This is a genomic window from Clostridia bacterium (genome assembly GCA_034926675.1).
Taxonomy (GTDB): Bacteria; Bacillota; DTU025; order DTU025; family DTU025; genus JAYFQW01.
Window position 1 is genome coordinate 1 of sequence record JAYFQW010000048.1, and the last position, 18,771, is coordinate 18,771.

An 18,771-nucleotide genomic window follows, 5' to 3' on the forward strand; every position below is an offset into this window, starting at 1 on the left:
CCTCGCACGCTGTGCGCAATAGTGCTAGGCCGGTATGCTAGAGTCAATGGGCCAAAGTATGTCGTTAGGCGTTACCCCTAGTGCGCGGGCTAGTTTGTCGATCTCGACCGCAGTTGGCATCCGTTTATCGTGTTCAATAAGACTCAGGGTATAGTTGGGCATTCCAGTTATTGCTGCAATGCGCAACTGCGTGAAATTTCGCTCGCGCCTCAAAGAGCGTATCCGCTGTCCGTATGCGCCCATGTAATCACCTCCTGATCTTATTGTAGTTAGTCTGTAGTACAAATGCAATAGCAAAATCGCCTAACGGACAAAATATATTTGTGTGAGGCACTAAATGAGCTATGCTGGGTATGGGGGTGAAACGAATGGCTGCAAGCATCCTGGGCGAGCGACTGCGCTGGGAACGAGAGCGCGCTGAGCTAACACAGATCCAGGCTGCTGAACGGCTGGGGACCAAGAATTATGTGATCGCCAACTATGAGAGCGGTCGAACTGAACCTCAAGCCGATTTTATTAGACGTGCAGCTGACTTATATGGATGCTCTACCGATTACCTATTAGGCAAAACCAACTGCAGGAATGAACATATATCTGACGGCATTGGACCAGGCATCGCGACCCGCATCACGCGCATTACCGGTCTGGCTCCTGATGCCGAAGAAGATGTCCTCCAGGCGCTCAAATGGGCCGAATATGAAGTTCGCAGGAAGATAGCATTGAACAAACGAACAGATAAGCCAGGCCCCACGCCTCAATAGCCGCAGCCTTTTCGCGCTACACATCGCCTCGGGCCGATCATCATCGTAGGAGGGCTGATGATGTCGCCTGAACAATTAGCCGATCTAGTTCGCCACACTTACTCTCAATGTATTGGTCCACCGGTAGACATCGCATCCATAGCCCGTCAGGCAGGCATTCAGGTTTTGCAATGGCCATTTGCCGATGTGGAGTTGTGCGGCCTACTACACTGGGTTGATGCTAGTCCAGTGATCATTGTAAACTCCCGGCACTCATGGGCGCGTAGACGCTTCACGCTGGCTCACGAGTTGTGGCACTACATGGTGGACATGCCGTCGCCCAGCGCGGCGCTTATGCTAAAGCGAGGAGCGCCACGAGGTCACGAGCGCGATGCCGATCATTTCGCGGCGTGCCTGCTGATGGAGGCTGATGCAGTGCGTGATCTGCGAGGGCGTGGCGTGCCGGCTGATGCCGTTGCCACAGCGCTTGGGGTGTCTAAGCAGGCACTTGAGTTCAGGTTCCGCGAGTTGGGCTTGCGATAGGAGGGGTTAGGGTGAGACGTAGTATATTCTGGCTGGCTATCGCTGCAATGTTCACACTAATATTCCCTGCGACGACAAGCGCGGCGCTTCCCACCATCACACAGCTACGGGGTCTGTTCCCTCGCTCCGGGGTAGAGATGGACGAGACCGTCACCCATTCTGAGTCGCAATCGTTATACACTCTGACGGCGCGTGGCATGCCAGTTCAGATACAAGCGATAGTTGAGGATGATGCTGTCAAGATTGTCCAGGGCATCTTCCCGCGTCGATTCTCCGCGCAACCGCCCAAAGCCAATGATTTGATGGTTGCATTCTTGTATGCTTGCCATCCTGCATTCACCAGCGAAGACCTCAATGCTTGGATATATTACAGCGGATATATTAGTTGGAGTGGACAGCTGACAGGCGCGACCTCGGGTGACCCGTGGTATGGTCCTACAGAACTGGCAGACAAGTGGATCGCCGTCGCATACACTAGCGACCATGGCGCAAACGCGATAGGATTCCGTTTTGCAGAGGAGGCGTCGCGTCTAACATGCGGCATCAGCCCTGATAAATGGAACTCAAGCATATTGGAGCGCACATCCAAGCCAGCTCGTGTCTCCGCAGAGTCTTTGCAACGGTACCCAGAGCGATATCTGGGGCAGGCCGTTATCGTGAACGGTACAGTAGACCAGAAACTCAATGACGCGCATTATGTAGTGAAAACTTATGATGGTCGTCGTATATTCGTTATAATGATATTCGGAATGAATCCTACACGATTACTAGAGGACGATGCTGTGACGGTGGCGGGTATCAGTGCGGGGATCATCGTATCATGCACGATATTGGGGAAATCAATGGAATTGCCTGCCATACTTGCGGTTGTGATTAAATGAGTGAGGTTCTAGTTGCCATCATGCCCGGCCTTCGCGCCGGGCTTTGCTCTGCCGTTTTGGGTGTGGATATGTAAGATAGTCCCAAGTTAACATAATGACTATTATGCGACGTTACCCTGTGTCATCCCTGCTCACGGCACTATGCGCATATCCCTGTGGAGCGCCATGCACTGCAGATGTATATTTGTTGTATGGGCATGCAATATACAGGCGCGAAACGTGCATAAATGGATATGGCGAAGGCCCCAAAACAGACAACCCCATGGCCCAATTGCCAGCGGCGAGGTGAGCCTATGGAGGCGCGATACACTAACACGACACCGCCACACCGCAAGTGGTATGCCCTGTCGGTCGAGCAGACCTTGTTCGGTCCTGCAGTTGTGCGCCGCTGGGGCCGGATAGGCGCCGTTGGACGAGAGAAGATTGACTTCTACACCACCCGCGGCGAGGCGCTCCAGGAGTATACTCGCCATTGTGAGCGCCGGATCAAGCGCGGGTATCTCGTCGAGCCAATAGCGCCGCGTCCACCAACCCGTTGATGTGGTCCTTCCTCGCCTGCTGAGACTTAGCACGCTTGAGCACGTAGTCACCCTCCTGCTCTGCACGGGCTGTCACTTCCTGCCGCAGCCTCTCCAGTCCCTCTGCTCCGAGTCTCTCCTTCTCCTGGGCAAGCCACATAACTTTGTCTTGCTCCTCCCGCGCGGCGACCTCCTGTTGCTGTTGTGCTGCTTCTGTTGAGGCTGCGGCTTTTTCCGCAGCCTCTCCTACTTCCCAGCCTTTTGTGAGAGCTGCAATGAGTGTGCCATTCTTGTCTCTGATATTGTGTTTGCTCTTGATATAAGCGATGCACTTACGGACTCGTGACAGGCTTACGTCAGCTCCATCGCTTGCAAGAGATTCGAGGGTATCGACGGTAACTCCGTAACCCGCCTCGGAGAGGACAGCAACGACCTGTTTGTAGTTGTCTTTCATAGTACCCTTGTCTTTGTTGGTGCTCATGGTGGGTATACTCGTGGTGGCTACACCTGGCTTATGCTGGCCTGTTTTGGGTGTAGTCGTAGCGAGTATACTCATGGCGACCACACCGGGTGTATCCTCTGCGGGTATACTCATAGTAGGTATACGCGTGGCAGGTATACTTGACTTGGGTATACTCATGGTGACTACACTGACCGGGGCAAACAAAGTAATCAATGTGCCAGCTTGTGTTGTCTCCCCGGTGGTGAGCAACCCGAGCTCACGCAGTTTGGCTATGTGGCGTATCACTGTGGCCTTGCTTAACTTGGTGCGCTCAGCCATCGCCCCATAGCCCACAACGCACTCACTACGGTTGAACCCTACAGTCAGCCTGTAGAGATGCGCGTATACAACCCACTCAGTTGGACCCACCGCCGAGGGCAGAACGTCCCATAGCCAGTTAGCCGCGCGCACAAATCTATCTGGCGGCGGTTCCACTGGTGCGCTAGGTGTAGTCATGGCGAGTATACTCGTCATAGGTATACTCATGGCAGGTATACCCATAGTGACTACACTATCATGCTGGTCATCTGCTGGGGGGGACTCTGCGGCCCTCAACTTTGCAGCTGCTCGTGCCGCTATGGAGAAGGTCTTAGATGAGTCATATTTGGGCACGACGTATGACCTCCTCGGCCAGGGCGGTGTAGTCATCGGCTCCTCTCTCTGTCCGGGCATACTCGTAGATGGTGCGGCATTGGCTCTGCGCGGCTTGTATTGGTGCGTTGACCCCTATTTCGGCGTCGAACACCTGCCCACCGAAGGTGGCCCGGATCTGCTCTGCCACGTCCCGCTGCACTCTCACGCGGCGGTCGAAATTAGTGATAAGCACTCCGAGAACAGCGAGCCGGGAATTTAGACCGTTGCGAATCTCGTCTATCTCGTCTGTAAGCATCTCGATACCAAAGAGGCTATACATCCCCGGCGTTATCGGGATTATGACATGATCTGATGCCGCCAGAGCGTTGATGGTGAGGATGTTCAATGCTGGCGGACAATCCACCAGAATGCAGTCGTAGTCCTCCCGGATGGCCTGCGTCAGTGCTTTATTGAGCAGAAGTGCGCTATCGTATTTGCGGAAATACTCCACGTCCGCGGCCCGTAGAAACTCGCTCGACGGAACCAGATCGACGCCTGGAATCCTGGTGGACTCGATGAGCGTAGAGAGGGGGATCTTGCGGTCGCGCAGCGCATAATGCAGGTTGTTGGTCTTGTCCCAGTTCGCTTTTTCGAGTGTCTGCGATAGGTTCATCTGTGGGTCGAAGTCGATCAGCAGGACTCGCTTCTCCAGCAATGCCAGCGCATGGCCTAGCGTGAGGACGGTTGTGGTTTTGCCTACACCGCCTTTGTGGTTTGTGATGCTGATTATCTTGGACACAGCAACGCCTCCCGCCCGAATTACTCATCCTAATCTCAGGATTTATTAGGTACGCGAGGCGGAATTCCTGCCGCACAAGAGAAAACCCCGGCAATGCCGGGGTGGTGGTATCGCGTGCGTTCCATAATACATTGCCCTAGCTCCCCATGTGCTCGGCACGGTCGAACATCTCCTGGAGCGTGTAGCAAACCTTCATGGCGTCTACCCACTGCGCATATTGCTGGCTGTAGAACGGATTATCCCACGCATCCTGCCACGCCTCTTGAATCGCACGGTTGAAGTACGCAGGGAGGCTCACTGCGCGAAGCGCCCGGATTATCATGGTGTTGGAATCGACGCCAACCATAGTGACTATATGGGTGCGCAGGATCGCCTCACGTGAGCCCGGGACGTATGGACGGTACATTGTGGGATCAAATGGCGTCTCGCCGTAAATCTCGCTATCCGCAAACCGCCACAGGGGGAGCACGTTTTTATGGTCTGTGAAAGCGGAGACAAGCATTTTGTTGTGGCGTATGATCTCGCTCTCTTGGTCTGCCATGTCGGTCATGGCGATGATCAGGATGAAACCCGACTGATCCCAATCCAGCAGCATCATATCGCGGCCCCGGACCACCTGGTCAACATTGCGATAGTCCAGGCGCTGGCCGACGCTCATAGCCATATACTCAGTCATAGTATTGCTCTCCATTTCTCCAGCCTATCTTTTATGTCGGGCTTTTTGCTCACGCCGATATTGTTTTCCCAATCGTTGATCAAGATCTGTCGGCACTGCTGCCGATACGTGTATTCATCCTGTTCCTGGCCCTCGAAGCGTTTCTGGAAACGCCCCTTCCGCTCGGGCGCGATAGGCGACGACTCCAGCAGGTAGTCTCGATACTCGCGCCATGTCGGGAATGCGTCGGGTAACTGGTCTGTGTTATACACCATAGCATCCCTCGCATACAGCGCCGCGCAGTGAGTGCTGCCCAGGCGCTTGATAATGCGTTCATAGGTATCTGGCTCCAGCTCCTGCAGCTCTGTCAGGCAATTGAACGATTTCTCGTGGATGAGATTCGATACCCGCATTGTGCTGTAGATTGAGTGATTCTTGCTGAACATCTTGTCGTAGATCTCGTTGTATGGCACACCGTGGTCGTCAATGTATTTCCAGATGTCGCCGTGGCCCCAGTCGTACAGCGGGTAAAACTTAAACGATTCCGGGTTGCTGCTCTTGGTGCTCCATTTGACATCCTCGTAGCCCGGGTTCTTGGTCACAGCCCTGAATCTATTCAGACTCTCGTCTGCCCGTAGCCCTACGAGGAATGCACTGCCCTCTGGCGCCTGCCGCTCGAACCACTCAAAGAACGGGTAAAACCTCTGCGGATACTCGCCTGCTATCTCGTGGATGCTATCGAGCTCCTTCTCACGCATCCACTCCTCGCCGGGCCCCCACGCATACAGAAGTTCCTCCGTGTAGCTTGTGGCATTGGTCATGCGGATCGGCACCTGATACCACAGCGGGATCACGTTGGGATGCTCCATCATGCCGCGCATGAGCCGGATCGTCGAGCCATACTCCATCTCCTGGTCGAGGAAGAATAGATTGATCTTGCGGTTGCGTTTCACCGCCTCTTCGATCGCCAGGCGATAGAGAACCGTCGAATCCTTGCCGCCCGACACGGATACATAGATGCTGTCGAAGCGGTCAAAGATGAAAGCATACCGCTCCCTAGCTGCGTCAAGGACGTTTGTTGTGAGATACCGCTTCATGCAATCCCTCCGTCAACCTGTTGGTGTCGGTCACAACTCGCTCGATCTCGCCCCGAAGATACCAGTCTACATTCAGGTCGGTCATGTGATATGTCGTGTCGCCCGTGAGCTTGTAGAGTTTGCGCATGTCGGCAACGATGCTACGCTCCGGGCATATGCTTTGCGCGAACTTGGCCAGTCCTGTGATTATCGGCTTGATTGTCGTGCATTCCTCGAACAGCTTGTCCTTCAGCTCTGCATACCCCTTACGCTGGTCGGCTGTAGTTTGATGCACCTCGAATTCTATGCCAAAGTCGAAGTATCGCTCATAGTCGATCTCTGTCCACGCCTTCACCCGGTCGATGATCCAGCCGATATCGAGCGGGTCATCCTCCGTTAACCCATCCTCGTAGTTGCGATATGCGGACTCGATGGCGTAACTGTGCGGATACAATAGTATCGCCGGGTCAATGACTCCATACGGATACCACACGCGCCACTTCTCTTGCAAGAATGGCACATGGTCGATGATGTATTTCGCTCCCGGTTTGGCGAAGTTATACATGTACTCGAACCGAATATCGCACCTGTTGGAGGGGCGAATCATGTCCGACAACCCGACAACTATCATTGTGGCCTGGTCATCATCTATCAGCGCAGCCTGAGCATCCTTGCCGTAATCCGCGAACTCCACGAGCCGGGCCCCTGTGCCGGCCAGCCAGAGCAGAGTGTTGTCGCACACCCTGCTCCGCTGGTGATAGATGATTAGGCATTTTGCCGGACCCCTGGTCTGCAGTATCCGCTCCGCAATAGGCACCGCGGATTCTTTTGTCAGATAGACCTTGCCTTCCACGGGATCACCCCCGGTAGCCCATAATTTCTCGGGCCACGTAGTAGACGCACTTGGGGTTGAGATCGCTGCAGATAAACCTCTTTTCCTTCTCGGCCATGGCTCGCGCCAGGTTCCCATACCCGCAGGAGAAATCGAGCACACAATCGTATTGGCTTGCTACCCACGCCAGCACATCATCGTTACTACAGCCAGGTATCTCTCTATCGTCGAACCAGATGCCCAACAGCGCCTCGTAGCCATGCAGCATCACGGGCTGAGTGCGCTCGGGATGCACCCATTTGAGCATGTGTTTGCCTAGCACCACGTATGCGGGCACTCCGAGCTCGTGGATGATAGAGTCTATTGCATTCAGATATCGCAGATATCCCGCATAGCTCGGATCGGTCGACACTCCGGCGCGTTGCGCGAACTTGGCGTATCCATCCTTCCACGCTGGCTCGGAGTAGATCGCATCTGCGCGCCGAAATCGCGGGTGGATCCCATGCGTCAGATCGCATTGGAATACCAACCCCTGCGGGGCCTCATATTCGTCGAGCTGGTCCTCTACAGGCAGCTCATCATGCAATGCAGAGTGATACACCTCACGCACTCTTAACCGCCTCCCATTCGCCGCCGAGCTTGGCCACCTCGTCAATCAGCACGGCCAGCCGGCGCGGGTTGAGTTCAGTGCCCACGAATCGTTTACCTAGCCGATAAGCCGTAATACCAGTAAGCCCGCGGCCCATACACAGATCGCCAACGCACTCAAATGGTTCGCTCATTATAGCGGCTCGGGGTGTGTTCATGTCATCCATGTCTGTGAAGTCTACGCCCGTATGCCCCCATAGGCTCCCGCGTACCAGATACGAGCGGTTACGCTTGTAGTAGGTCACTGGCCATGTTTGCGTGTAGGGATACAGTTCTGCAAGCCGGGCTTCAAACAGGGCTAGGTTCTGTTTCCCAATCTCCAGATAGCAGACCTGAGGTCGAATGATCGAAATAGCATCGAAAAGCGCATCCGCGAAATCTGCAAACTCGCGCGTTTGCGGGATCCCGGCTTTCGTGTAGAAGCTGTTGATATTGCCGGTATTCCACGGCGGGTCGCAGTAGATAAGATCCGCTTGTCGCATGTGGTCCGGCAGGCCATCGAACAAATCATGCACCATGACATAAGACAGCGTATCCAGCTCGGTCCACAGTTCACCGGGCTCAATGGGGTGCCTCTCCCACGAGTCGCCGTAACTCCACCTGGTCACTCTACCGCCTCCCATGCTTTGCCGTAGTCCTTGTATTTGATAGCCTTGGCGATGCCCACAACCTGTTTGAGCCGCAGAACCTCCTCGTAGGTCATCCCCAGGTGCTTGGCTATGTCATCCTCGCGCCAGCCCTGCGCAACCAATGCCTTTACCAGCTCGCCCATGAGATCCACCTGGTGCTTTCCGCGGGCCCTGTTGTGGCGTATGGTGCTGGCCATGCGCTCATCCAAAGGCTTGTCGATCACCGTTACCGGAATCTCCGGGCACTGGTATCGGTCGCGGAGGAGCAGATAGCGGTGGAATCCGTCCACGACTATATACTGATCGGCCTCCTTATCGTGATAAACAACAATCGGCATGGTCACTCCATCGGCCTCTATGGAGTCTGCTAGCAGATCGAGCTCCGGTTTGGCGACGCGATTTGGATTGTACTCGTTTGCCACCACTTTGCTGGTCGGCACCAGCCTAACTTGCAAGCACGGAAATGTTATCGTCTTTGGCACCATCTATCCACCTCCCTAGCTCCATTTTATCTTTGGTGCGGTCGATCTGCTTGCGGAATGCATCCACCAGGTTCTCCTTGCGCCGTAAACATCGGTGTATCTGCTCGTCTATGCTATCGCTGCAGACGATATCGAGAATATGGCAGTTGCGAGTTTGGCCTGCTCTATGGATCCGATCCTCCGATTGCGAGCGAGTCTCCCAACTGAAGTCATTGCTATAGTAGATCGCGTAGTTGCAGTGCTGCAAGTTCAGTCCGAATGCCCCTACCCTCTTGTTCGCCACGAGGAATCGAGCATTCTCCCGAAACCGCCGTAACTCCTGGTCCCGGTGTTTGGGCTGTATCCCGCCATGTAATACGGCCACCCCACCGCGCGACTCCAGGATCCGTTGTAACGTCTCTATCTCGTGCGTGTATTTGCACCACAAGATACATTTGGAGTCCCGCGGCAGCTCCTCGATGGTGTCAAGTAGCACCCGTACTCGAGGGTTATCCATCGGGTCTGGGAATAGAGTCTTGCGGTCGAGCCACACTCCCGACATGATGCGCTGCAAGGCAGTAAACAGCCGGTAGATAGTGTGCGGCTTGGGGTTTTCATACTCCATCTCCGCAAGCATCCTGTCGCGCGTCACCTCGTAGAGTGCCCTTTGCTCCATGCCCATGTAACAATATCGGGAACCGTATGACTTCGGCGGCAGATCCAGGCATTCGTGTTTCCGCACCTGATACGTGTACGGCTGAATCTTGCGGGTCAGCAGCTCCACGTCGTGCGCCGCGACTACTCGCTGGGGATAATCCGGGTCGAACTCCAGATGGTTCGCCGCAAAGCTGTAATAGCTGTTATAACCCAGTATCCTCGGGTCGAGGAAATACCACTGCGAGTATAGATCCTGCTCGTTATTGCTGAGAGGAGTGCCGTTCAGGATCAACTTATACTGGCACCTCTCTGCGAGCCGCCACAGGGCCAGTGTGCGATTGGCCATGTGGTTTTTGATTAAACTCGACTCATCACACACCAGGAAGCACCGTTTGGCCTCCACCAGTTCCATCAGCCGGGCATTGAGAGAGATAGATGATGATAATCCCTCGATGCCGGCTATGTAGATGTGCGCGTGAGGATTGCGTATGGCCCTGGGCTGCACTATCTCCCACGTAGCGCCTGTGACGTGCTTGTCTACCTCATCGGCAATGGTCTGTCGCACCGACACAGGGCAGCACCACAGGATGCAATCCACTTTGCCGGCATTGAGACGCTTCACAGCAAGCTCCAGCGCAGTGAGGGTTTTGCCAGTTCCCATGTCGCAATAAAGCGCCCCGACCTTAACCCTCGACAGCTTGTTCACTGCTGTTTGCTGATGCCTCATCATCGTCGTCTTGCAGGTCAGCAATGATGTCATCCTCTCTAAATATCCCGCTGTAACGAGCGATCAGCCCGTCCAGCTCAGCCAGGCGCTTGGCGTGGTAGTCCCGCTCCTCCTGGAGTGCAGTTATGTCATACTCGCCTAGGACGGTGATGGCTGCGGGATAGTCCTGCAATGCCTTTTCAGCTGCCATGATGGGCACACCGCGAACCTCGAGTACCGTACCTTCCAGCGGGTCAACACCGCGGCGACTTTTGTGCGGGAACCCGCCGCTGATGGCCACCACATCGGTGCCCAGATCAACGTATCGGTCGGGGAATTTGCGCTGGGCCAGCTCACGCCCCAGCAGGAATAGATGCTCTACATACACCAGGTCGTTGCTGAGTTTGTCAAGATCCACGCGCACGGCGGTTTTGGCGCAGCTCTCGTAATCGTCCGTGCCATAGATGTCCACCAACGTGCTTCTAACTGCAAACTCATCACGCGGGTCGAATAACCGCTGCTGCAGGCTGTCGCTCCACTTCCCGTTGCGCATTTTCGCGAACGACAAAAACGCCTGCGAGTAGGGGCAGGTAACGGCCAGCATGCCGTTACGAGTCTCGACCTTGACCATCATCCTCACTCCTCGCTTGGTCGATCATTTCCCGTACAATATCAGCCATGCTACACTCGCGCCGGAAGGCCTGGGCGCGTAGCCATCTCCACTGATCCATGGGCAACATCAGGCAAAACTGTTGCTGTTCCTTTGGCGCTTGTGTCCCCTGCTGCTCTGCCATTCGCAACATCCCTTCAATTTACTGCTACCGGCTGGGTCCGAGAATCACGGATCTACTCACCAGGGTTTGGGCGGGTCGTCCCAAATGCGTACATGCGCGAGAGGCGCCGACCCCTCCGCCTCCGGAAGAGCCCACGCCCCGGCCATTAGATGGGGATCGTCCCGACGACTCGCCCCGACCGACCGGGCGCGTCCTTCACGCCTCGTACGCCCACTCCGAGATATCGGTCGTCCCTCTCCAGTATCGCGAACAACTCCACCGGGGTCACGCCGACCAGCCGGAACACGAATCTGTCGTTCTCGTCGCGGACGCGCTCGGTCTCCGCGACAAACACCCGGAACCCGCCGATGGTCGCGAGGACCGCGGCATAGATGCACATGTCCGTGCGGCCACCGAGGAGTATGCCGGAGGCTCCCTGCGCCTCAGCGGCTTTAAGCGCCTCGCACGCCGCGGCTTTGGCGTCCTCCGCCCCGCTGACCTCGCGGAGGAGTGGTTTGGGGTTGACCTCGTAGCCGAGGCCCCGATAGGCCTCCAGATACTCGGTCTGATCGTGCATTGTGAGGTTTGCAAGTCTAATCAATTCTGTTCTCCTCCTCCGGGGGCCCGGCTCATGCTGGTCCCCCGTGCAATACAATCGTGTACGAATGACAGGTTATCGAGGGGCGAAAATCCACTTATCGGGCCCCGAAGAGGTCCAGTACCCTCTCGGGGTGCTGCAGTAGCCACTGCTCGGCTACAGCCAGGGGCGCAACTCCGTGCCGGCCGAACGGCGGATCGATGCAATCCCACCCGCACCTCTTGGCTATTAGCTCCGCCAGATACGGCGGGGAAAAGGGGCCATACACACGAGGCGACACCATATACCCGCGCCAACCCGGCGCTCTCTTTAGCTCGGAGTCGCGGCAGACGCGCTCCGCCGTGATCTCCAATACGTCCCCATTGCCGCGCGCCGTGGCCTGAAATCCCTCGTCGGTGTTCGCCGGCAGTGCTGCCGGCGTGATAGATATCGACTTGTAAGGCGGCGGGGTGGGTTGTGCCAACTCGACCAAGCTACGGATATCGTCGCGCACCAGCGCGACCAATACCTCATATGCGCCCTCTCCCGTATACTCGCGATGCTGCCGGGCGCCCCGGCAGTCCGCGACCGCAGCGCGCAGCTCTCCAGTAGGACTCACCCACACATTGGCATATGCTAGCGTAGATCCATCGCGATAATACCGCCGCGCGAGACTGATGTCCTTGGGCTCGCCGTAGAGCCCAGGCGCTAGTCCAATTACGGGCTGATCGTCGACCACATCCACATCCATATTACTCCACGTGCCGTCTAGCAGCGGAGATACCACCGCTATGCGACACCTTCCCGGCAGCCAACGGGCTGCCTCATCGTCAGCTTCGGGACAAGCCAGGGCCTTACGGACAGCGGCCATGGCTTGGGCGAGATCTCGCTTAGATAGATCCATGGTGATCCTCCTCTTGCCGGCTGAGCCGGCGTTATTGTGGCCTTGCACTCCCTGCGCCCCAGGACTCGCCTGGAGCGGAGGCAGGGCAAGAGCCCTGCGCTAACCGTAGCAGTGATACCGCGTCCCACACCTGCACTCCAGCAGGCAGAGCCTCGCCTCCCAGTGCTGGATATCGGCCAGGCTCTTGGCCCCCACCTCGTTGCCGCGGCCGTCGGTCGCCGGCGCGCCGCACGCGGGGCAGTAGTCGCGCGCTACCCCATAGACGTTGCCGCACTCGTCGCGCCCCTCAAACTCGCGCCTGGCCTGGGGTGTGGAGAGTATGTAGCGCTCGGAGTAGTCCCGCTTATACTCACGCTTGGGCATGTCCAACCCTCCTCTCTAGTCAGCCAGGATCTCCACCATCCACTGATACTCATCCTCGGGATCGTCGCATGTCGCATCGCAATACAGGCGATACGTGCCCAATCTCATGGCCACCGGCGCCTCCTCCGGATCCCAGCCCGGTATTAGCAGTAGCAGGCCGCCATAATACTCATCCGGCGCGAGCGTAACCAACGTGCCCTCCGGTATATCCACCTCAGCGAGAGGTAGCGGCTCGCCGCCGCCCGCGCACTCGGGCGGGTAGTAGGAGCACAACACCCGATACCCTGCTGCTAGCAATCGCTCCTTGACTGTCTTGGCCGCGATGGCCGCCTCCATCGCGCGATACATGCCCTCGGGGTCGTGGTATAGCTCGTCACACCACCGCCGATACATCTCCATGGTCATGATCAGCGGCCGCTCACCGCCGGGAACGCCCAGGTCGAGCACCCCTGTGCATCCTAGCTCGTCATCTGTCTCCGGCACCTGGTCGGCGATTGCGCCATCCGGGACCGCCAGGTCCACAAGCGGAACATCGCTGGTATCCGGCGTGTTGGTCACAATCAGGGCCACCTGATAGCCCGCCGCTAGCAGCTCGTCTTTGATGGTCATCATTGTGTGTGGTCCCCTCCTATGCGATCCTGCAAACCTGCAGCTTGGCGTTGTTGCCGCCGGTCACCTTGGCCTGATAGTTATCAAACTTGAATCCGAATGGCCTCTTGGTCATCTGCACGGGAAAACCCAGCTTGCTCGCAATAACCTTGCCATACTCGTTGATGTCCTCATGCTCACGCTCATCCAGCCAGCGCCAATACAAGTTAACTATGAGCTGGATGTTAGCCATTACCTTCTGCACTCGCTCGGGAGTTGCTGCCATTACAATCCCCTCCTTACTTGTAAGCCTTGTGTTTGCGCAGCACGTCGTCGCAGGCGTTGTAGAGCATCGTGTCCACGGTGTCGCGGTGGTCGATCCACCACTTGGAGCTAGTCTCGGTGCGGAGCTTGCCCATGGTCGCCTCGTATACCCCGACATACTCCGTGCCCAGCGCGATTGTCTCGGGCTTGGTCGCCGCGGCCAGCGCCGCAGGGTCGATCTTGCGCACCTTGGCCGCGTTATCCAGCGCCTTGCGCCGGATCTGCTCCGCCCACGCGATCTGTTTAGGCGATCCCACGAGCGCCGGGAGATCATCTGCTGCATTGGCCTTGGCCGCTCTCGCGCCCTCATCGGTGAGTTTGCACTGCCTGCACGGCTGGCTCTGCAGCCACTCAACCTTCCGCTCACGCTCCGTGCGCGGGCCGAACAACTCGATGTCCGAGACGTGTCCGCACGTATGGGTGATCTCGTATTGCACGCCAGCACCCTCCTTACTTGACTATCGCGGCCAGCTCGCGTAACTCGGCAACCAGCGCCTCATCGCGAGGTATCCTCCGACCGATTGCGCCGGCCCCGCCGGTGGTGACATTGTTTGTGCTCCAGCAGTCGCCATCCCTGCCGTTGTTGCGGACATACCAGATCTCTGAGTCATTGAGCACAAACCAGTCGCCGCCACCATAAATGGTCTGAGTGTCAAATATCCTCTCGCCTCGGGCGTTGTTGTCGTTGGCCTCAGGCCGCTCGCCGCGCTGCTGGATGTCGCGTTTGATCTCCTCCAGCCGGGCCTTGGCTGCCTTGACCTTGAGCGCGGCCTCGCGCTTGGCGATGTAGGGAGCCGCCTCATCGGGCGTTGCCTCGCGGCATGTAGCGGTGTATGCGTACCCGCTCTCGTCGCCGACCCCGAAGCTCATGCCATCGTAGCGGTAGTATTTAGAGCTTGCATCCAGCACACACAACCACTCGGGATATCCTCGATCACGGTAGCTGTCTCCCGCCCGCATGATCTGCCCGCGCTGCCAGCCACGGTGGCCGTCGCCGCTGCCGGCGTAGAGTGTATAGGTTTTGGTTGCCTGCGGCACCTCGACATGTTTCGGGCACGTAACGTGCTCTGTGCGCCTGGTCGTTTTATCCCAGTTGATTGCGTCGCCGGGCTGTATGGCCTGGCCACACTTGGCGCATTTGCCGGGGTATCTCGCCTGGATGGTCATGTCAGCGCCCTCCTTGCTATGTTGTCCCCCTGTGATTACAGTATAGCAAGGCATTGTAATATTGTAAAGCCCTTTTGGCAACATATTTCCGAGAAATTTCGAGAAGGCGCAACGGAATTCATTGTTTGGGGATTATCTGAACAGGTTAGCCCATACCGAACAACCGTTTGGCGGAAAATGACACGCTGTGCGCCCCGTGACGCGGCTTTTAGGCATTGGGTGGTATGTCGAGATGGGGGAATCGGTGTGGAGGCGTGTAGGGGGTCTAGGGGGCCATTGAGGGATCAGAAGGGGAAGGGAGCCCCGTTACAGGCGTAACGGGGCTTATCTTGTGGTAACTGACACATTGCGGTTACCTTTGCACATCGAAATGGTCAGAATCGACTGACAAGGGGCGGTAAGGGGGTAGCCCTTCATCTCGGCGTAGCTCCGCTCCGAGTTAAGCAGAGAGCCGTTTGTGACCTCCCAGTACAATCTTGGCGGAAGGTCGATGTTGTGCAGATCGGGCACATACCGCTGCAGGGGTCCGGCAAATGTCGCCTTGTGAATGTGGCCCTCCACGTAGATGTCGGCCTCGATGTTGCAGGTCTGCTTGTGGACAGCATTGAGCCCCGAGCCTATCATCGTGCCGCCGGAGGATCCATGCTTGACGGAGATGGTGTAGGCGATGCGCCTGGGCTTGTCCGACGCGTAGGCGACGCAGCCGAAGTGGCCGAAATATCTGTCACTGATACCTAGGCAGTCGGCAAGCACATCCATAGGGTCATCGCCGCCCTCGTCGGGTGAGCGATACTCGTGGTTGCCAAGGACGGCGCCATCTATGCGGTTTGCATGCGGCTTGAGCTTCCGCACCAACACCTTGCGCTGCTCCGGCAAAGGCAAGACCTGCTCGGAAAGCAGGCCCTTACTTTTTCGCATCTTCGTTTCATGTAGATCACCCAGCAAGATCATCCGCATGTTAGGATCGGAATCTAGCAAGCCCAGGTAATAGTCAAGCAGTTTCTCGTCGAAACACATGTGGCCGACATGCAGATCAGAAAGCAGCAACACTCTCAGATCGTCGATGCCGGCCCCCACGCGTACAACGTTTATGCGCTTACCCACACAGTTCACCCTATACCCACGGAGGCTGAATGTTGCCCCTGTCGAGCTGAGTTAGCCCCTCCGCATCCACGCCGGAGAACTCATACGTCAGCGCCCCGTCGCCCAGGGGCAGGGTATACGGAGCCTCATAGCACCCCACATCAATGCGAGCCGGGGTAAGCTCTTTAATCAGTTTCCGGCTACCATCGTATATTCTCAATACCACGTCGGTCGGGTCGTATGGCTGTCCATCCCGCCCGTGGAATGTTCCTCGTATCCAAATCGTATCGCCTTGCTTCATCCAACCACCTCCAGCTCGGTCGTGCGGCCCTCGACGCCTAAAGGCAAGTCACGGCGCATCGCAACAAGCACCGTTTGCCGTCCTATAATGCCGCCAACGTAGCGCATGACCACAAGGCCATCCGCCGTGGCTACTGCTATACACTCGCCTTGCGGCAAGCATATCCGCGTGAGCCATCCCTCAGTATCTGCCGTTGGCAGTGCATCTCCCATGACGTGGCTGCGCCGTATCATGGTGCCATATACTGCCGCTTGCGCCATCGCATCGCCTGCGAGCTGTCTATATCTCCTCACCGCGCCGCTTGCGGTTGCCTGTGCATCCGCATAGCCCGATACCCTGCGCAATCTCGTTGCAGCGCCCGAGCCCGTCGCGGTGCTCGTGCTTGCTCCTGCCAGCATCCTCAGCGCCGAGAGCACACCATCTGCTATCGCCTGCGCCTCTGCATTGCCCGATAGCGCTCCGTATCTCGCTGCCTGGCCACTCGCCGCCGCCTCGGCGTGGGCTTGTCCCCCTGCCCACCGTATGCGTGTAATGGAGCCTGCCGCGTCCGTGGTGATGATGCAAGCGCCATCCAGTCCCGCGATGCGCGAGAGGATGCCCGTTGCCTCGAGTACCGCCGTGCAGTTACCCACAAGCCCGCGTATGGCGATAAGCGCCCCGTAAGCGTCTGTGGTGGCCTCACACTCGCCCATAACGGCCTTGCCTAATCTGAGCAGCCCTGTGGCCTCTGCAGCGCCTATGCTCTCGCCGCCTGCGAGCCCGTGACGTGTCACGTAGCCTGCTGCGAGAGAGGCTACATCGGCATGGCCCGAGAGGGATCGCTGCCGCGCTGTGTAGCCCTCGCCCGTGGCTTGAGCCTGTCCTGTGCCTGAGAGCGCCCGTATTGCCGCAAGCAGTCCCTCCGCCGTGCTCGTTGCCGTCGTGTCGCCCTGCATCGCCCTGGCCCTATAGGTCGCGCCTGCCGCCTCGATGGTGGGCAAGCACTCGCCGCTTACTGTCCGCGCCCTGCGAGTCGTTGCAGACGATGCAACAACTGCTTCTGTGTGCCCCGCAAGCGCCCGGTGGCGAGAGGTGGCCCCTGCGCCATCCGCTTGCCCTGTAATCGCGCCCTGCGCGAGTCTCACGGCTGTGCCGTGCCCTGTGGCGGTAGCCTCGAGTACCGCTGTGCCGCTCACTGTGCGTTGCCGTGTCGCCGCCCCTGCGCCCTCCGCCGCGATGGCTGCTATGCCCTCTGCGAGCCGTTGCCGCGAGAGAGCAGATATACCTACAACATCGCCCGTGGCAGTGCCCGCCGAGAGGCTGCGCCGCATGGCTGCACCCGTGGCGGTGGCTGCTGCCTCGCAGGAACCGGACAGCTCCTTGATGACGCGACTGGACACCCTCGCCGGGTACCCCATCGCGTCATGCCCTGCCGCTATCGGTCGCCCGTACTCGTCGTGCCGTCCGCTCGCGAACCTTCCCAGATGCGTGTGTCCCATCTACCTCACCTCACACGCGCAGGTTTAGCGGGGTGTAGGCGATGCGGGTGATGCGGTAGTTGCGGTAGTAAAGCGGCATGGCCGAGGAATTAGTATTAATCTGATTTGAGTCCTGACGGTCCCCCCACCATGCCCGCAGCAAGCGCCACGTAGCATAGGGCGCTGCGACGCGGATTAGGTTAGTGCCGTACAGCAGAAAGCAATACAGGTCCTTATTCGTGGCGCTCATCGGTTGTATGTAGCCGTATGCAGTGCTACTGTAGGGATTCGGTCCCTTGGTCAACACAGGATAATAGTTGTCATGTGCAACCACAACATCTGCGAGTGCTATATCGTAAGGGCCGATGCGCGTTGGCATACAGGCGAATGCCTTGTATTGCCAATCGACGCCTGCGCCCGACGCCCACAGATATGCGTCCACCGTATCGCCGACCGACGCGGGGATGGGCAAGTCCAGCGAGTTCAGCGTCCAGTATTGCGACGCTGATACATAACTGTTTGACCCCGTGCTGTGATTCGCCCCGTTGATCTTCACGCGCCAATAGACGGTCAGCGTCCCTCCGCTCGTGTTCTTGCCGCCTGCGCACAACATCATCATCTTACTATGTGGCAACTCGTATGGACTCCACGTAGGCAAGTGCTTAGTCGCCAGCGTGAAACTCACTTGTGGACTAGCTGGTTCGCTCGTCGGCAGTGCCACAGGCGTTTCGAGCGGCGTTTCATCGGGGTCAGGGTAACTGATGCTCACATCCACCCGACCTTTGAACAGCGGCGCACCCGTGCAGTTAGGACTCCTAGCCATCTAGCACCACTCCAAACTGCGACAAGTCCATGCCCTCGGGGCCGCTGATGGTGAGGGTATCGTCGCCAAACGAATACCCCCACCCGTCTGCGCCCTTGGCCCTGAGTTGCGCGTCGAGCGCCATGACGCCATCGCCGGTGGACTGGTCAGGGATAACGGGATGCAATATGCGATAGTCCATTCAGTCCACC

Annotated in this window: 25 protein-coding genes; 3 read left to right on the top strand and 22 right to left on the bottom strand. The window is 57.6% G+C overall.

The genetic code is table 11. From position 1 onward, the window contains the following. Positions 1 to 368: 368 nt before the first annotated feature. From VB144_11305 to VB144_11315, 3 genes are read left to right on the top strand one after another with little or no spacing between them, the layout of a single operon-like run. On the top strand, positions 369 to 761 hold the full coding sequence (locus tag VB144_11305; protein ID MEA4884218.1) for a helix-turn-helix transcriptional regulator: 393 nt from the start codon (positions 369 to 371) through the stop codon (positions 759 to 761). Positions 762 to 821: 60 nt separating this feature from the next. Further along, positions 822 to 1,283, top strand: coding sequence for an ImmA/IrrE family metallo-endopeptidase (locus VB144_11310; protein ID MEA4884219.1), 462 nt, complete (start codon positions 822 to 824; stop codon positions 1,281 to 1,283). Between the two features lie 11 nt (positions 1,284 to 1,294). Continuing rightward, positions 1,295 to 2,164 (top strand): hypothetical protein, encoded by an 870-nt coding sequence (locus VB144_11315; protein ID MEA4884220.1) that lies wholly within the window; start codon positions 1,295 to 1,297, stop codon positions 2,162 to 2,164. A 486-nt stretch (positions 2,165 to 2,650) separates the two neighbouring features. Here VB144_11315 and VB144_11320 read toward each other — a convergent pair whose 3' ends face one another. The 22 genes from VB144_11320 to VB144_11425 all read right to left on the bottom strand — a co-directional run bounded on the left by VB144_11320 (position 2,651) and on the right by VB144_11425 (position 18,761). Beyond that, complete coding sequence (locus VB144_11320) at positions 2,651 to 3,640, bottom strand: helix-turn-helix domain-containing protein (GenBank protein ID MEA4884221.1); 990 nt, start codon at positions 3,638 to 3,640, stop codon at positions 2,651 to 2,653. Between the two features lie 142 nt (positions 3,641 to 3,782). After that, positions 3,783 to 4,556, bottom strand: coding sequence for a ParA family protein (locus VB144_11325; GenBank protein ID MEA4884222.1), 774 nt, complete (start codon positions 4,554 to 4,556; stop codon positions 3,783 to 3,785). A 136-nt stretch (positions 4,557 to 4,692) separates the two neighbouring features. Beyond that, positions 4,693 to 5,232 (bottom strand): hypothetical protein, encoded by a 540-nt coding sequence (locus tag VB144_11330; GenBank protein ID MEA4884223.1) that lies wholly within the window; start codon positions 5,230 to 5,232, stop codon positions 4,693 to 4,695. Beyond that, positions 5,229 to 6,308, bottom strand: coding sequence for a phosphoadenosine phosphosulfate reductase family protein (locus VB144_11335; GenBank protein ID MEA4884224.1), 1,080 nt, complete (start codon positions 6,306 to 6,308; stop codon positions 5,229 to 5,231). Before VB144_11335 ends, VB144_11330 begins: the two co-directional genes overlap by 4 nt. Continuing rightward, complete coding sequence (locus VB144_11340) at positions 6,277 to 7,140, bottom strand: hypothetical protein (GenBank protein MEA4884225.1); 864 nt, start codon at positions 7,138 to 7,140, stop codon at positions 6,277 to 6,279. Before VB144_11340 ends, VB144_11335 begins: the two co-directional genes overlap by 32 nt. Positions 7,141 to 7,144: 4 nt before the next feature. Continuing rightward, positions 7,145 to 7,729 carry a hypothetical protein gene (locus VB144_11345; GenBank protein MEA4884226.1) on the bottom strand — a complete coding sequence of 195 codons (585 nt, stop codon included), beginning with the start codon at positions 7,727 to 7,729 and terminating at the stop codon, positions 7,145 to 7,147. Then, complete coding sequence (locus VB144_11350; GenBank protein MEA4884227.1) at positions 7,722 to 8,375, bottom strand: hypothetical protein; 654 nt, start codon at positions 8,373 to 8,375, stop codon at positions 7,722 to 7,724. The genes VB144_11345 and VB144_11350 overlap by 8 nt, the downstream gene beginning before the upstream one ends. Continuing rightward, positions 8,372 to 8,881, bottom strand: coding sequence for a ParB/RepB/Spo0J family partition protein (locus VB144_11355; GenBank protein ID MEA4884228.1), 510 nt, complete (start codon positions 8,879 to 8,881; stop codon positions 8,372 to 8,374). The genes VB144_11350 and VB144_11355 overlap by 4 nt, the downstream gene beginning before the upstream one ends. Further along, on the bottom strand, positions 8,841 to 10,265 hold the full coding sequence (locus tag VB144_11360; GenBank protein MEA4884229.1) for a DEAD/DEAH box helicase: 1,425 nt from the start codon (positions 10,263 to 10,265) through the stop codon (positions 8,841 to 8,843). Before VB144_11360 ends, VB144_11355 begins: the two co-directional genes overlap by 41 nt. Further along, entirely contained in the window at positions 10,198 to 10,851 is a 654-nt protein-coding gene (locus VB144_11365; protein MEA4884230.1) for a hypothetical protein, read from the bottom strand. The genes VB144_11360 and VB144_11365 overlap by 68 nt, the downstream gene beginning before the upstream one ends. 308 nt (positions 10,852 to 11,159) lie before the next feature. Next, positions 11,160 to 11,594, bottom strand: coding sequence for a hypothetical protein (locus VB144_11370; GenBank protein ID MEA4884231.1), 435 nt, complete (start codon positions 11,592 to 11,594; stop codon positions 11,160 to 11,162). Between the two features lie 94 nt (positions 11,595 to 11,688). Beyond that, positions 11,689 to 12,474: a hypothetical protein gene (locus tag VB144_11375; protein MEA4884232.1), complete on the bottom strand. Its 786-nt coding sequence runs from the start codon at positions 12,472 to 12,474 to the stop codon at positions 11,689 to 11,691. Positions 12,475 to 12,573: 99 nt separating this feature from the next. Next, positions 12,574 to 12,837, bottom strand: coding sequence for a hypothetical protein (locus tag VB144_11380; protein MEA4884233.1), 264 nt, complete (start codon positions 12,835 to 12,837; stop codon positions 12,574 to 12,576). Between the two features lie 15 nt (positions 12,838 to 12,852). Further along, positions 12,853 to 13,449: a hypothetical protein gene (locus VB144_11385; protein ID MEA4884234.1), complete on the bottom strand. Its 597-nt coding sequence runs from the start codon at positions 13,447 to 13,449 to the stop codon at positions 12,853 to 12,855. 16 nt (positions 13,450 to 13,465) lie between these two features. Beyond that, the gene (locus tag VB144_11390; protein MEA4884235.1) at positions 13,466 to 13,711 is read right to left on the bottom strand and encodes a hypothetical protein; all 246 of its coding nucleotides are present in this window, start codon (positions 13,709 to 13,711) and stop codon (positions 13,466 to 13,468) included. Positions 13,712 to 13,724: 13 nt separating this feature from the next. After that, complete coding sequence (locus tag VB144_11395) at positions 13,725 to 14,186, bottom strand: hypothetical protein (protein ID MEA4884236.1); 462 nt, start codon at positions 14,184 to 14,186, stop codon at positions 13,725 to 13,727. A 13-nt stretch (positions 14,187 to 14,199) separates the two neighbouring features. After that, a complete protein-coding gene (locus tag VB144_11400; protein MEA4884237.1) occupies positions 14,200 to 14,916 on the bottom strand; it encodes a hypothetical protein in 717 nt (238 codons plus the stop codon). A gap of 324 nt (positions 14,917 to 15,240) precedes the next feature. Continuing rightward, positions 15,241 to 16,020, bottom strand: coding sequence for a hypothetical protein (locus VB144_11405; GenBank protein MEA4884238.1), 780 nt, complete (start codon positions 16,018 to 16,020; stop codon positions 15,241 to 15,243). A gap of 10 nt (positions 16,021 to 16,030) precedes the next feature. Continuing rightward, on the bottom strand, positions 16,031 to 16,300 hold the full coding sequence (locus tag VB144_11410) for a hypothetical protein (protein ID MEA4884239.1): 270 nt from the start codon (positions 16,298 to 16,300) through the stop codon (positions 16,031 to 16,033). After that, positions 16,297 to 17,778, bottom strand: a complete 1,482-nt coding sequence (locus VB144_11415; GenBank protein MEA4884240.1) for a hypothetical protein — start codon at positions 17,776 to 17,778, stop codon at positions 16,297 to 16,299. The genes VB144_11410 and VB144_11415 overlap by 4 nt, the downstream gene beginning before the upstream one ends. Positions 17,779 to 17,788: 10 nt before the next feature. After that, positions 17,789 to 18,580 (bottom strand): hypothetical protein, encoded by a 792-nt coding sequence (locus VB144_11420; protein MEA4884241.1) that lies wholly within the window; start codon positions 18,578 to 18,580, stop codon positions 17,789 to 17,791. Next, on the bottom strand, positions 18,573 to 18,761 hold the full coding sequence (locus VB144_11425) for a hypothetical protein (GenBank protein ID MEA4884242.1): 189 nt from the start codon (positions 18,759 to 18,761) through the stop codon (positions 18,573 to 18,575). The genes VB144_11420 and VB144_11425 overlap by 8 nt, the downstream gene beginning before the upstream one ends. Positions 18,762 to 18,771: the final 10 nt, after the last annotated feature.

Bases quoted from the DNA above. Each gene is read 5' to 3' on its own strand.
- VB144_11410 (MEA4884239.1), bottom strand. From the start codon at position 16,300: ATGAAGCAAGGCGATACGATTTGGATACGAGGAACATTCCACGGGCGG.
- VB144_11355 (MEA4884228.1), bottom strand. From the start codon at position 8,881: ATGGTGCCAAAGACGATAACATTTCCGTGCTTGCAAGTTAGGCTGGTG.
- VB144_11420 (MEA4884241.1), bottom strand. From the start codon at position 18,580: ATGGCTAGGAGTCCTAACTGCACGGGTGCGCCGCTGTTCAAAGGTCGG.
- VB144_11415 (MEA4884240.1), bottom strand. From the start codon at position 17,778: ATGGGACACACGCATCTGGGAAGGTTCGCGAGCGGACGGCACGACGAG.
- VB144_11330 (MEA4884223.1), bottom strand. From the start codon at position 5,232: ATGACTGAGTATATGGCTATGAGCGTCGGCCAGCGCCTGGACTATCGC.
- VB144_11310 (MEA4884219.1), top strand. From the start codon at position 822: ATGTCGCCTGAACAATTAGCCGATCTAGTTCGCCACACTTACTCTCAA.
- VB144_11400 (MEA4884237.1), bottom strand. From the start codon at position 14,916: ATGACCATCCAGGCGAGATACCCCGGCAAATGCGCCAAGTGTGGCCAG.
- VB144_11380 (MEA4884233.1), bottom strand. From the start codon at position 12,837: ATGCCCAAGCGTGAGTATAAGCGGGACTACTCCGAGCGCTACATACTC.
- VB144_11390 (MEA4884235.1), bottom strand. From the start codon at position 13,711: ATGGCAGCAACTCCCGAGCGAGTGCAGAAGGTAATGGCTAACATCCAG.
- VB144_11335 (MEA4884224.1), bottom strand. From the start codon at position 6,308: ATGAAGCGGTATCTCACAACAAACGTCCTTGACGCAGCTAGGGAGCGG.
- VB144_11305 (MEA4884218.1), top strand. From the start codon at position 369: ATGGCTGCAAGCATCCTGGGCGAGCGACTGCGCTGGGAACGAGAGCGC.
- VB144_11375 (MEA4884232.1), bottom strand. From the start codon at position 12,474: ATGGATCTATCTAAGCGAGATCTCGCCCAAGCCATGGCCGCTGTCCGT.
- VB144_11365 (MEA4884230.1), bottom strand. From the start codon at position 10,851: ATGGTCAAGGTCGAGACTCGTAACGGCATGCTGGCCGTTACCTGCCCC.
- VB144_11320 (MEA4884221.1), bottom strand. From the start codon at position 3,640: ATGACTACACCTAGCGCACCAGTGGAACCGCCGCCAGATAGATTTGTG.
- VB144_11425 (MEA4884242.1), bottom strand. From the start codon at position 18,761: ATGGACTATCGCATATTGCATCCCGTTATCCCTGACCAGTCCACCGGC.
- VB144_11385 (MEA4884234.1), bottom strand. From the start codon at position 13,449: ATGATGACCATCAAAGACGAGCTGCTAGCGGCGGGCTATCAGGTGGCC.